The 12,383-nt window shown below is 29.0% G+C and carries 13 protein-coding genes and 1 tRNA gene; 10 read left to right on the forward strand and 4 right to left on the reverse strand.

Annotated elements, in window-relative coordinates:
- Positions 1–5 precede the first annotated feature (5 nt).
- The 5 genes from lptG (at position 6) to BTURN675_RS00195 (ending at position 3,460) form a co-directional block, all read left to right on the forward strand.
- Positions 6–971: an LPS export ABC transporter permease LptG gene (gene lptG, locus BTURN675_RS00180; RefSeq protein WP_158332950.1), complete on the forward strand. Its 966-nt coding sequence runs from the start codon at positions 6–8 to the stop codon at positions 969–971.
- 478 nt (positions 972–1,449) lie between these two features.
- Positions 1,450–1,534, forward strand: a tRNA-Leu gene (locus tag BTURN675_RS00185).
- Positions 1,535–1,699: 165 nt separating this feature from the next.
- Positions 1,700–1,825 carry a hypothetical protein gene (locus BTURN675_RS03290; RefSeq protein ID WP_275451390.1) on the forward strand — a complete coding sequence of 42 codons (126 nt, stop codon included), beginning with the start codon at positions 1,700–1,702 and terminating at the stop codon, positions 1,823–1,825.
- A gap of 4 nt (positions 1,826–1,829) precedes the next feature.
- Positions 1,830–2,474: a metal ABC transporter ATP-binding protein gene (locus BTURN675_RS00190; RefSeq protein WP_046288597.1), complete on the forward strand. Its 645-nt coding sequence runs from the start codon at positions 1,830–1,832 to the stop codon at positions 2,472–2,474.
- A gap of 134 nt (positions 2,475–2,608) precedes the next feature.
- On the forward strand, positions 2,609–3,460 hold the full coding sequence (locus BTURN675_RS00195; protein ID WP_046288598.1) for a metal ABC transporter permease: 852 nt from the start codon (positions 2,609–2,611) through the stop codon (positions 3,458–3,460).
- A gap of 195 nt (positions 3,461–3,655) precedes the next feature.
- Here the strand turns inward: BTURN675_RS00195 and lptB are convergent, their stop codons facing one another.
- A complete protein-coding gene (gene lptB, locus BTURN675_RS00200) occupies positions 3,656–4,381 on the reverse strand; it encodes an LPS export ABC transporter ATP-binding protein (protein WP_046288599.1) in 726 nt (241 codons plus the stop codon).
- 10 nt (positions 4,382–4,391) lie between these two features.
- Entirely contained in the window at positions 4,392–4,964 is a 573-nt protein-coding gene (lptA, locus tag BTURN675_RS00205; protein ID WP_046288600.1) for a lipopolysaccharide transport periplasmic protein LptA, read from the reverse strand.
- 441 nt (positions 4,965–5,405) lie between these two features.
- On the opposite strand from lptA, the gene BTURN675_RS00210 reads away from it, so the two are divergent.
- Both BTURN675_RS00210 and murA read left to right on the forward strand, forming a co-directional pair.
- Complete coding sequence (locus BTURN675_RS00210; protein WP_046288601.1) at positions 5,406–5,663, forward strand: BolA/IbaG family iron-sulfur metabolism protein; 258 nt, start codon at positions 5,406–5,408, stop codon at positions 5,661–5,663.
- A gap of 43 nt (positions 5,664–5,706) precedes the next feature.
- Positions 5,707–6,969, forward strand: coding sequence for a UDP-N-acetylglucosamine 1-carboxyvinyltransferase (murA, locus tag BTURN675_RS00215; RefSeq protein ID WP_046289067.1), 1,263 nt, complete (start codon positions 5,707–5,709; stop codon positions 6,967–6,969).
- An 89-nt stretch (positions 6,970–7,058) separates the two neighbouring features.
- Here the strand turns inward: murA and BTURN675_RS00220 are convergent, their stop codons facing one another.
- Positions 7,059–8,435, reverse strand: a complete 1,377-nt coding sequence (locus BTURN675_RS00220) for a Do family serine endopeptidase (protein ID WP_046288602.1) — start codon at positions 8,433–8,435, stop codon at positions 7,059–7,061.
- A 1,101-nt stretch (positions 8,436–9,536) separates the two neighbouring features.
- Here BTURN675_RS00220 and rplM point away from each other — a divergent pair.
- The gene (gene rplM, locus BTURN675_RS00225; protein WP_046288603.1) at positions 9,537–9,983 is read left to right on the forward strand and encodes a 50S ribosomal protein L13; all 447 of its coding nucleotides are present in this window, start codon (positions 9,537–9,539) and stop codon (positions 9,981–9,983) included.
- 53 nt (positions 9,984–10,036) lie between these two features.
- A complete protein-coding gene (gene rpsI, locus BTURN675_RS00230) occupies positions 10,037–10,438 on the forward strand; it encodes a 30S ribosomal protein S9 (protein ID WP_046288604.1) in 402 nt (133 codons plus the stop codon).
- A gap of 117 nt (positions 10,439–10,555) precedes the next feature.
- On the opposite strand, the gene dolP is transcribed toward rpsI, so the two are convergent.
- The gene (gene dolP / locus BTURN675_RS00235; RefSeq protein ID WP_052722563.1) at positions 10,556–11,146 is read right to left on the reverse strand and encodes a division/outer membrane stress-associated lipid-binding lipoprotein; all 591 of its coding nucleotides are present in this window, start codon (positions 11,144–11,146) and stop codon (positions 10,556–10,558) included.
- Positions 11,147–11,519: 373 nt separating this feature from the next.
- On the opposite strand from dolP, the gene rsmI reads away from it, so the two are divergent.
- The gene (gene rsmI / locus BTURN675_RS00240) at positions 11,520–12,368 is read left to right on the forward strand and encodes a 16S rRNA (cytidine(1402)-2'-O)-methyltransferase (RefSeq protein WP_046288605.1); all 849 of its coding nucleotides are present in this window, start codon (positions 11,520–11,522) and stop codon (positions 12,366–12,368) included.
- The last annotated feature ends 15 nt before the right edge of the window (positions 12,369–12,383 follow it).

A 12,383-nucleotide genomic window follows, 5' to 3' on the forward strand; every position in this document is an offset into this window, starting at 1 on the left:
TGTTAATGTATTGTCTTTTAGATCGTTATATTGGTAAGACTGTTTTTTATAATATGATTATTATATTATTTATACTAATATCATTATCGAGTGTAATAAAATTTGTTGATGAATTGCGTAAAATTGGTCAAGGACATTATGGTGCTTGGGAAGCATGGTGTTATGTTTGTTTAGATATTTTAAAGGATGTTGAGCGGTTTTTACCAATGGCAGTATTATTAGGTACGTTGTTGGGGTTGGGTATATTTTCGACGCGTAATGAATTAATAGTGATGGAAATATTTGGATTTAGTCGTTTACAGATGGTTTCATCATTGATGAAAATTGCATGTCCTGTGATAATATTTGGTTTCATTATTAATGAGTATGGTTCGCCTGTTAGTGAACGTGTAGCACAGGGTTATCGTTATAAAATGATTCATAATGTATCCATACGCTCTGAATATAATAATGTATGGATTAAGGATGGATATAATTTTATTCGAATTGAGAAAATTTTTGGAGATCATGTATTATCGGGAATACATATTTATCATTTCGATAATAAAAAGTCTTTAAAATCATATCGTTATGTAACATATGCAAAATTTGTTAATAATTCTTGGGATTTGTTAGATGTTTATGAGATCATTTTTAATGATTTTAGAAAAGTCTTTGAAAAAAGTTATACTAATGGTATATGGGTGACTGTTTTAACTCCTCATTATTTGTCAATAATAATTAAATCTATATATCATTCTACTGCTTTATCGATATTTGATGTGTATGGTTGTATTCAATATTTCAGAAAAAGTGGTCAAAATATTTCTCAGTATCAGTTATTTTTTTGGAAGAAAGTATTGTTTCCAATATCTATGATAGTAATGATGTTAGTAGCTTTGTCATGTGTTTTAAGATCATTATTGCATAAATTGCATATTGGTGTTCATATTTTAATTGGCGTTATTTATAGTTTTTTTTTTATATTTTAAACGAGGTTATTTCTGCGTTGAGTTTGGTATATAGTATAATGCCAATTATTGGTGCTGTATTACCTACTATGGTGTTTTTAATTTTTAGTATGGTACAACTATATAGATTACGTTAATAATAAAAATATTTTGAATTATATTGTTTAGTTTGTTTGTTATAAATTAAAGTTGTTTATATTTTTTAGTTTATTTTTTGTTGAATGTAACAATTTTGTTAGTATTTTAAGAATTTGTATTATTAAAAGGTATTACATTGTGTATAGTGTATATAATGTATGTTAGTGGTGTTGGTGGTTTTTGTGTTAGATTTTTAGAATTGTTTTTTTTAGTGATATTAAATTATTGTGAAATTTTTATTGTTATGTATTATATATATGTTGTATGTATGTTGCATAGAAGTGTTAAATTTGTTGGAAGCATGTTTTGTTAGTAATTTGGATGTTTATTGTTAATTTAGTATACTTTTGTTTGTATTTAAGCCGAAGTGGTGAAATTGGTAAACACAATTGACTCAAAATCAATCGTCTCGTGTGGATTTGCCGGTTCGAGTCCGGCCTTCGGCAGATTTTTTGTTAATGAATCATAAATGTTGTTGATGATAGTGGGTAAATTTTGGTATAGATTGTTTATTGTTGAGATTGTTATTTTTTTTGAATATGTTATGTTATGTTATAACATAACATGGATAATATGTTAAAACTAATTTGAAATTATAGGTGGTCGTTTTTATGAAAAGGAATTTGTTTTCAAGCACAAAGTTATTTATGGCTTCGGCCTGGACTAGATTTTTATTAGCTGTAGTGATATTGGTAATGCTGTGGTTAGCAGTTTTTTGGTCAACAATATTGGTGTGATAATATGATAAAATTGAACAATTTATCTATTGGATATTCTGGTCGGAGTATTAAGTTGCCTAGTATTACTGGACAATTTAAACGGGGTAGTATGACTGCTATTCTTGGTACCAATGGTATTGGAAAATCGACTTTTTTAAAAACATTAGCTGGTTTTTTGCCTCCAGCTGGTGGAGAATTAAAATTCAATACGTGCAAGATGCCAAGAATTAGTTATTTACCTCAAAGAATTCGGGTAAATTATCGATTTCCATTGAGTGTTTTTGATGTTGTGGCTATGGGTTGTTGGCCAGTTACTGGATTATTAAAGAAAATTGATGAACAGCAAAATAGTGTGATTTTAGAATCTTTACGATGTGTAAAATTAGATCGAATATTACAAAAAGATATATCTGTTTTGTCAGCAGGGCAATTTCAATGTATGTTGTTTGCTCGTTTGTTAGTTCAACAATCTTCTTTGATTTTGTTAGATGAGCCGTTTAATAGTATTGATTGTCAGACATGTGATCTGATGTTATCTGTTATTGATCAATTACATTATAGAGGATCTACTATTATTATTGTATTACATAATAGTAATATTGTTACTGAGTATTTTTCTGATACTTTGTTATTAAGTAACAGTGTGCATGTTTGGGAACATATTTAATTTTTTGATTTTTTTATGTATGCCAGCAAGGTGTTGTTATGTGTATTTATTTTTTATAGTTTTTATGTAGTAGTGTAGTTATATTTATTTTTAGATTACTGGTTATAGCATTGTTTATTGTTTATTGTTAAATTATGTTTGATATATTTGTTTTATTATTTGATCCTTTTATTTGTCATGGTTTTATGCGTAGAGCACTTGTTGCTTGTTGTGCATTATCTTTAAGTAGTACTCCTATAGGTGTATTTTTGTTATTGCGACACATGACTTTAATAGGTGATGCATTGTCTCATTCCATTTTACCAGGAGTAGCAATTGGATATTTTTTTTTCGGTGAATCTGTAATTGCTATGGGTTTTGGTGGATTAATTTCTGGAGTATTAGTGAGTATATTTTCAGGGTGGATAAGTTTAAAAAATGTTTTGAGAGAAGAAGCTAGTTTTGCTGCTGTATATCTTATGTTTTTATCTTTTGGTGTTATTTTAGTATCAGTACATGGCTCTAATCTAGATTTATTAGATTTATTATTTGGTTCTGTGTTTTCTATTAATGTTGCCCAGATTCGATTTATTGGGATTGTTAGCACTATAACTTTTTTTAGTTTGTCTATTTTTTATCGAGCATTAGTTATTGAAACATTCAATTCAACATTTCTGCAGTGTTGTTCAGTACAGTATTTTCAATATATTCATATGTTGTTTTTGTTACTGGTTGTATTAAATTTAGTAGCTAGTTTTCAGGTAATTGGTACTTTAATGTCTGTTGGATTAATGATTTTTCCTTCATTGTCTGTTTGTTATTGGACTTGTAATTTGTTAACAATGTTATGTATGTCGGTATGTATTGCAATATTATCTTCGTTAATAGGTTTATTAAGCGCGTTTTATATGTTATTACCTCCTGGTCCGGTTATTGTACTATGTAATAGTATCTTTTTTTTGTTATCAATGTTGTTTGGCAGATATAGACATGTAGTTGTATTTTAGTGTAATTGGTATTTTTGTAGATGACAAATATTATGGATATATACGACGAAGTTGTATCAGGTATTGGATGATTTGTATTTTAATGATGTTGTTTTGTGTATTAATTGGTTTATGGTAATTGCTGTTGATAATGATTTTGTATAAAAAAGCATATAATATTGTATTTTTTAACAAAAAAATATTGTTGATTGTATATTAAGTGTTATTTTGATTACCGAGATATATTTGTTGTAAGTATTTATTGTTCAAGATTGCTTTAGGTTTACCTGTAGCGATTATTGTTCCTTTGTCGAGTATGTAAGCTTTATTGCAAATATTTAGTGTTTCTTGAACGTTATGATCGGTAATTAGTATACCAATACCGTTTTTTTTTAATTGCTTAATAATTTTTTTGATGTTATTGATTGCAATTGGATCTATTCCCGAGAATGGTTCGTCAAGTAATATGAATTTTGGATTAACGGTAATTGCTCGTGCAATTTCCACTCGTCTTCGTTCACCTCCTGATAGCATGTCACCTTTAATATTACTTAAATGCGAAATTTGAAACTCATTCATTATTTTTTTGATGTGTTGATATTTTTGTGTTTTGTTCATTTTTTTTTGAATTTCTAATACGGCCATTAAATTATTGAAGACTGTTAATTGACGAAATATTGAATTTTCTTGAGGTAAGTAACTCATTCCATGTCTTGCTCGTAAATATAGTGGTAATGTGCTAATATTTATTGTATTCAGTAAGATATATCCTGAATCATGTTGAATGATGCCTAATAGTATATAAAATATGGTACTTTTACCAGCCCCATTAGGCCCTAATAATCCTACTATTTCTCCAGAATTAATTTCTAAAGTGACATTGTGGATTATTTTTTGTTTTTTTTTTGTTTTTTTTAAATTATATGCAGCTAAAATAGACATTGTTATGTATTTATTTTGTGGTATTGTGTGAAATGTTATTATGTACGTTTTTTTTGCTATGTATATTATCGATTGTGATTATTGTTTTAGTACAATCATTGCGTTGATTGCATGTTTCTACATATCTTTTTTTAATAATGTAAATTAAGCAATTGCTTTGTAATATGTTGTTATTTGTTTTTAAATAAGCTTGTCCTTGTAATATAACAGTATTTTTTTTTTCATTGTATAATATATATGAAGATGTGATTAATATTTGGTTTTTGTTATTTTTTGAATAATAAAGAATGCTTGGGTTTCCGTAAGTTGTTATTGTATGTTTTGTTTTTTTTTTATTAATGATAGCTTTATCTGCATAAATAATAATATTGTTTTGTTGAATAACTACATTGCCTGTAATAGTTAATATATTTCTTGTTATGTCAATGCTTTGGTGATTAGCATAAATGTGTATTGGTGTTTCTATATTGTGAGTTTGAATGAGTGCTTGTGTATTTTGTGTGCTGATAAATAATAATACTAGAGTTTGTTTTTTAAATAATGATTTATAATGGTATTTGTTTTTGTGAATGTTGTGTTTCATGTACTGTTTGTTTGTATTATATCAAACGTTTCTGTAATTGTTCTATGAAAATTACTTTGAGTTTTTTTTATAGCAGTAGTTTTGAAACATTGTGTATATGCTGATTATTTTATTTTAAATGTGATTTTGTGTGTTGTTAATTGTAATTAATTTATTAAGATTTTTTTGTTGTTGTATTTTAAATAATTTTGCAGTTTTTGTATGTTTTTTGCGTTGTTATTTTAGTATTATCGTGTTTATGAATGTCACGTTTGATTTTATTTTCTGTTATATTTTTGTCCATTATAATATAATCAAGTTTTGAATATAATAAATATTAGTGTTTTTTTGTGTTATATAGAATTAACTCATATCAGTATATCATTTATAAAATATATATTATAATATATTGTGTGTGTTTTGATTATATGTTTAATATTTTGGAAAATGTAGTTTTTGATTATGGATATTAGTGAAATTAAGAATTTATTGATTCGCCGTCTTGAGTTAAATAATGTATATATTAATGAAGATGATGGTAAACATTATTGGATTATTGTTATAGGTGATTGTTTTTTGAATATAAATATGTTGCAAAGGCAAAAAATGGTTTATTCGGTATTGATGCAGTATATTTTAGATGGTTATATTCATTCAGTTTTCATTCAGTCTTTTACTGTCATTGAATGGGAGGAAGCGTGCAAATTGAATTTGCAATAATAATAATTTTTATATGTATATTTATTTAAGTACATTGTCATTTATGCATAAATTTTATATTCAAGGTCCTACAGAATTAAAAGGTGAGGTTTTAATTTCAGGTTCAAAAAATTCTGCTTTACCGATTTTATTTGCTAGCTTATTAACTGATAAGCCAGTGGAAATTAGAAATATACCTAATTTGAAAGATGTTGATATTACTATTCAATTGTTACATCAATTGGGTGCTAAAGTAGAGAGTGATGGTGCTATATTTATAGATGCTAGTACTGTGAATACTTGTTGTGTGTCACATAATTTAGTAAAAAGTATACGAGCTTCTATTTGGATTTTAGCTCCGTTATTAGCTCGATTTGGTTATGGTGAAATATTTTTACCTGGTGGTTGTTCTATCGGAAAGAGACCTGTAGATTTACATATTCACGGATTACAGAAATTAGGTGCTCATATTCAACAATTAGAATCTGGATATATAAAAGCATCAGTAAATGGACGCTTGCGTGGTGCTCATATTGTTATGGAGAAAATTAGTGTAGGTGCCACGGTGAGTATAATGAGTGCGGCTACTTTAGCTGAGGGTATAACTGTAATTGAAAATGCTGCTCGTGAACCTGAAGTGATTGATACTGCGAATTTTTTAATTACATTGGGGACACATATTGTTGGGGCAGGTAGTGATAAAATTATTATTAAAGGAGTGAGGAAATTAGGGGGGGGGAGTTATTATATTATTCCCGATCGTATTGAAACTGGAACATTTCTAGTAGCAGCAGCAATTTCTCGCGGTGATGTGATATGTCGCTATTCTGATCCATTGGTTTTAGAAAATGTGTTGATAAAATTATATGAAGCTGGGGCTAAGATTACGATAGGTAATGATTGGATACGTTTGAATATGTTTGGACGGCGTCCTAAGGCAGTATCGATAAGAACTAGTCCGTATCCAGGATTTCCAACTGATATGCAAGCTCAATTTAGTTTATTGAATGTTATTGCTGAAGGGAACGGGGTAATTGTAGAAAGTGTTTTTGAAAATCGTTTCATGCATATCCAAGAATTAGTGCGTATGGGTGCCAAAGTATATATACAGGGCAATATGTTGGTGTGTTATGGGGTTAATACTTTAGTTGGGACTCATGTTATGGCAAGTGATTTGAGAGGTTCTGCCAGTTTAGTGTTAGCTGGTTGTATTGCAGAAGGGTTAACCACAGTACATTCTGTTCATCATATTGATCGAGGATATGATTGTATAGATCAGAAATTATGTAATCTTGGTGCATATATCGATCGTGTTTTTGATGAATAATAAAATATAAAACGAATTATGTGTATGTTCGATGATATTATTTTGAATTATTAATTAATATGTTTGTATCATGAATATGAATTAGTATATTAACGTAATAGTAAGAAAATATTAGCATCTCCTCTTATAATATTGAGGGCCATGACTGCTGGTTTTCCGTTTAACGCTTTTTTTAATTGTGAAAGATTACGTATTCGTTCTCGGTTTAGTCCTATGATAATATCTCCTTTTTGTAATCCAATAGCTGCAGCTGGAGAATCTTTTATCACATCTTCAACTTGCACCCCTTTTGTTCCATCTTTTAGGTTTCCATTACTTAAAGAAGCTCCTTGTAGGGCTGGAGTTAATACCTCCTCGGTAGTGCTGACAGAACTGCTGTCATCTAATACAACAGAAACAGTTTGATATTTGCTGTTTCGTAATAGGCCTAGTTGAATGGTATTTCCAGGAGCTGTAGTTCCAACTTTCACGCGTAATTCTGCAAAGCTTTGTATAGGTTTTCCTTGAATAGATATAATAATGTCTCCAGCTTTGATATTGGCTTTAGCAGCTGCTGATCCTGGTAGTACTTCACTAACAAAAGCACCTCGTTGTGCATGAATGTTAAATGCTTTAGCAATATCTGAGGTTAATTCAGTGCCTTTTATTCCTAATTGTCCTCGTTTAACTTCACCAAATTCAATTAATTGTTGACTTAAATTTTTTACGATGTTACTTGGAATAGCGAATCCTATGCCAATATTACCTCCTCCTGGTGCTAAAATAGCAGTATTAATTCCAATTAATTCACCTTTAAGATTGACTAATGCACCTCCAGAGTTTCCCCGGTTAATAGAAGCATCTGTTTGAATGAAGTTTTCGAGTCCTTCAAGATTTAATCCACTTCTTCCTAATGCTGATACGATTCCAGAAGTTGCTGTTTGTCCTAAACCAAATGGATTACCTACTGCTACGGCGAAATCTCCCACTTTGAGAACATCAGAGTCAGCCATTGTAACTTCAATAAGATTTTTGGGTTTTGGTAGTTGTAAGAGAGCCAGGTCCGTTTGTTCATCATGTCCGACTAATTTGGCATTGAATTCTCTTCCATCATTAAGTTGTATTTTTATTTTGTTTGCACCGTTAACTACGTGGTTATTGGTAATTATGTATCCCTTTTTAGAGTTAATAATTACTCCGGATCCTAATCCTTCAAATGGCCGTGATCCTATGCTACCTCCTGGAATTTCGGGACCGAAGAAGTATTTAAACTCTTTTGGTAAAGTTAGTCGTCGTACCGGTTGAGTACCTTCTACATGTACGCTAACTACAGCTGGTAGTACTTTGTCTAACATTGGAGCTAAACTTGGTATTTCTTTTTCTTGTTTTTGTATTTCATTAGGTAATGCAGCTTGATTAGTGATATTTAGATTCATTCCTGTAGATATAGTTAGTATCAACAATGTATTTAAAAATATTTTTTTCATGTATATTTTGTTTATGATTTGTGAGTTTGGATTTAGTGTAGTTTAGGTATTTTTTTTACTTAGTATTTGGATCGTAGTGTTTGATCGCATGTATCTTTAATATTCAGGATAATCTTTTGGTACTTTTGTTATTGTTAAAAATTTATTAGTATTAGTATCAGTTATGATTAGTAGTTAGTTACGATATCATATCATGTTTATATCATATTTGATTTAAATCAAACTGCTGATTATTTTGTTTGTTTGTATTATTTTGGTTAGTGATGAAAATATTTGAATTTTTGAGTATTATGTGTATAGTGTTTGGTAGTTATTAGCAATAACATCTTAATTTTTAAATTAATTTATTAATAATAGTTGTGTATTTTGGTTAAAGTTATTTAATTCTTTCTGAATATTTGTCCAATTGTTTTGTGTCATTTTGTTGGTATGTGTTTTTCTGTGGATTTTTTGATTTTTCTGGTATAGATTACTATTTTTTAGCTTTATTGTAAATATTCTTAATATATTAATATAAATCCAGCGATTAGTTTAATTAATCCGTATTCATCAGCATATAGTATTTTATTCCGATTTTCCTTTGCAAGGTGTATTTACAAGGTGTATTTACTTTTTAAATAATTTTAGTAAAATTTATATAATTAAGTTTGTGTAATTAAGTATTTTGTGTTTGAAAAATAAATATTTTATTTCTAAAATTAAAAAGATTATATACTCGTTATATATCAATAAATTCGTTACAATAAAATAATATCAGTAAACAAATTGATAGATTATATTTTGTGAATTTTTAATTTGTTAATTAAAAAAATTCGTTGTTTAGTGTTGAAATTTTTTATTGTATTATGTTAACATTACCAATGTGTTAGTTTGTTAAAATTTAGTTTATTAAAATAATGTTATAGATTTAGTAAAATTAAAATTTTAGATTTAGTTGTTTGCTTGTTGAATGGTTAATGGAGTTTTTGTTGTGGGTGTCTGCTCGTTTTAAAATTCTGTACATGGTTTATTAGATTAGATTTTGACAATATTTGAATTAAATTGTGTTTTCTGTGTGTAGTTTTAGTTTAGTGATTTTTAGGGCAGGGGTATTTTTTGTTAATGAATAAAGAGTTACAGGTTACAAAAAAAAAATCGAAATGGTATGTTATAGATGCGTCGGATAAAATTTTAGGACGTTTGGCCAGTGAGCTAGCTTGTTTGTTGCGCGGGAAACATAAAGTAGAGTATGTTCCATATTTGAGTTATGGGGATTATTGTATCGTATTAAATGCTGGCAGAATTGTTGTTACTGGTCGTAAAAAAATAAATAAAAGATATTTTCATCATACTGGCTATCCTGGTGGTATTAAGGAGTGTACGTTTTCTGAGATGTTAGCACGTGCGCCTGAGAGAGTTATTGAAATTGCTGTAAAAGGAATGTTGCCAAAGGGACCATTAGGTCGGATAATGTATCGAAAATTAAGGGTTTATTCTGGTTCTAAACATCCTCATGTAGCACAAAAGCCTAGTGTGTTAGAGTTATCAAATAGCAAAAAAAGATACTAAACTAAAAGAATCAAGCCGTATATTGATTTGTAGTAAATTAGGTGTTATTCATCATGAAGTTAAATTCTCATAAATATTATTATGCTACCGGTCGTCGTAAACATTCAACGGCTCGTGTTTTTCTTAAAGATGGCACGGGTGAAATTGTTATTAATAATCGTGCTTTGGATCAGTATTTTGGTAGGCGTACTACCCAGTTTCTTGTGAAACAGCCATTAACGTTAGTAAATATGTTAGATGAGTTTGATTTGTATATTACAGTAAAAGGTGGTGGTAATTCTGGGCAAGCTGGTGCCATACGTCATGGCATATCACGTGCTTTGTTGAAATATGATGAAACATTAAAAGTATTGTTGCGTCAAGTCGGTTTTGTTACCCGTGATGCTCGACGGGTAGAACGAAAGAAATGTGGTTTTCGTAAATCTCGCCGTCGACCTCAGTTTTCCAAACGGTAGTGTAATTATTATTATTTGTTTATTTTAATAATTTGTTATTTTATTTGATTGATTGAGTTTTTTTAGTTTTTTTATAAATTATTAACTAATCGGGATTGTTTAATTTTAATTTAAATACTAAATATATTGTATCCCAAGTATTATATGTGTGATACCTTGTATTTTACTCACAGTGCGTATTATTGTTTTTTTTTCTTGGTGTGATGTTTGTCCTAAAAGAAATACCTCTTTGTTTTCAGTTACAATTTTTATATTCGATAATGTTATATTTTTGTTCATTAGGCAGTATAGGTGAATTTTGCTACTAATCCACCAATCCATGAGTATTTTATTTAATGTTAGTGGTTTAATATTTCGAATTTCGTTATACACTTTTTTAGTGCCTGGAATGTTCATTATGATTTTTTCAGCTTGATGAATGATAGTAATTGAAGGTGATTGTCCTGTTAGTAGGACATTTCCTTGATAGACCGAACTGATAATTCTTGTCTTTTGTTTTATTTGTTTGTTGTTGGATAAAGCGTTAGCAATGTGTATTTCTAATGTTTTATCATTTATTTGTGTTCCAAGTGTTCGTGGGTCTTTAAGTATTTTAGTAGCAAGAGTAGCTGTTCCAAGTATGAGTGTTCCTGAACATTGTTGTAGTATTGTGCACATTAGAAGTAATACTAATCCTAGTGTGATATACCGAGTATTCAATATTTTCATTTTAGACCTTAGTTAATAATATTAATGACTGGATCTTATTTTCATTGTTGGATGTTTAATTAATGTTGTGTATGATTTCTTTAACATGGTTGTTATTAGATATATTATATTGTAATAAATAAAAAATTTTTATAATGTTTGTGATTTATAATTTTTATGTTTTTGTTTATAAAATGTTTTTATAGGTATCTTTTTATATGTGTTGTATTTTCAAGTAAATTATTGTATTTTATTTATATATATTAATATTAAATATTAATATTAAATTATAGTTGTTGTAGAATGTGTTTTTTAGTTATTTATTGATATTCAGGTTAATTGTTATGTTGTATTTATAAAATATAAAGATGGATTTTTCTTATGGAGAAAAACTATTTCTTCGACATTATATATAGTTCCTACTCCTATTGGAAATTTAGAGGATATTACATATAGGGCTTTGTCGGTTTTACGTAAAGTCAATCTTATTGCAGCAGAAGATACACGGCACACTAGTTTATTGTTAAATCATTTTTCTATTAATACTCCATTATTTGTTTTTCATGCGTATAATGAAAAAAAGAGAGTGCCGGTGTTGTTATCTAAATTGCGATTAGGCCATGCTGTTGCTTTAGTTTCTGATGCAGGAACACCATTAATTAATGATCCCGGATACTGTTTAGTGCGTTCTTGTTGTTTACTTGGTGTCCGTGTAGTGCCGTTGCCTGGTGCATGTGCTGCAATTACTGCATTATCAGCTTCTGGATTACCTACGAATCGTTTTTGCTTTGAAGGTTTTTTACCGTCCAGACAGCGAGTGCGTATAAATTATTTAAGAAAAATTTTTAATGAAACACGAACGTTGATTTTTTATGTTTCAAAGTATGATATGTTAAATGTTTTACGAGATATGGTGGTTGTTTTTGGTTCAGAACGTTATGTTGTTTTAGTTCGTGAATTAACAAAAATGTGGGAATCTATCTATAGGGGGGTGTTAAAAGAGGTATTAGATAGGGTAGAACATGGTCAGATTTCTATTCGTGGTGAAATAGTTTTAGTTGTTGCAGGGTATTGCATTAATAAGCAGAAAAAAAGAGAAGAAATGTTATCCATGGAGGTTAGATATATAATAGATTTATTAGCAAAAGAGTTGCCATATAGAAGAGTAATAGATTTAGTGGTGAAGATATGTGGAGTCAATAAAAACATGGTGTATAAATATCTATTAAAGGAAGAAATTTAGAATAAAATGTTGAAT

The organism is Blochmannia endosymbiont of Polyrhachis (Hedomyrma) turneri, from assembly GCF_000973505.1.
Lineage (GTDB): Bacteria > Pseudomonadota > Gammaproteobacteria > Enterobacterales > Enterobacteriaceae > Blochmanniella.

Bases quoted from the DNA above. Each gene is read 5' to 3' on its own strand.
- BTURN675_RS03290 (WP_275451390.1), top strand. From the start codon at position 1,700: ATGAAAAGGAATTTGTTTTCAAGCACAAAGTTATTTATGGCTTCGGCC.
- lptG (WP_158332950.1), top strand. From the start codon at position 6: ATGTATTGTCTTTTAGATCGTTATATTGGTAAGACTGTTTTTTATAAT.
- BTURN675_RS00190 (WP_046288597.1), top strand. From the start codon at position 1,830: ATGATAAAATTGAACAATTTATCTATTGGATATTCTGGTCGGAGTATT.
- BTURN675_RS00220 (WP_046288602.1), bottom strand. From the start codon at position 8,435: ATGAAAAAAATATTTTTAAATACATTGTTGATACTAACTATATCTACA.
- rplM (WP_046288603.1), top strand. From the start codon at position 9,537: ATGAATAAAGAGTTACAGGTTACAAAAAAAAAATCGAAATGGTATGTT.
- rpsI (WP_046288604.1), top strand. From the start codon at position 10,037: ATGAAGTTAAATTCTCATAAATATTATTATGCTACCGGTCGTCGTAAA.
- murA (WP_046289067.1), top strand. From the start codon at position 5,707: ATGCATAAATTTTATATTCAAGGTCCTACAGAATTAAAAGGTGAGGTT.
- BTURN675_RS00195 (WP_046288598.1), top strand. From the start codon at position 2,609: ATGTTTGATATATTTGTTTTATTATTTGATCCTTTTATTTGTCATGGT.
- dolP (WP_052722563.1), bottom strand. From the start codon at position 11,146: ATGAAAATATTGAATACTCGGTATATCACACTAGGATTAGTATTACTT.
- lptB (WP_046288599.1), bottom strand. From the start codon at position 4,381: ATGTCTATTTTAGCTGCATATAATTTAAAAAAAACAAAAAAAAAACAA.
- BTURN675_RS00210 (WP_046288601.1), top strand. From the start codon at position 5,406: ATGGATATTAGTGAAATTAAGAATTTATTGATTCGCCGTCTTGAGTTA.
- lptA (WP_046288600.1), bottom strand. From the start codon at position 4,964: ATGAAACACAACATTCACAAAAACAAATACCATTATAAATCATTATTT.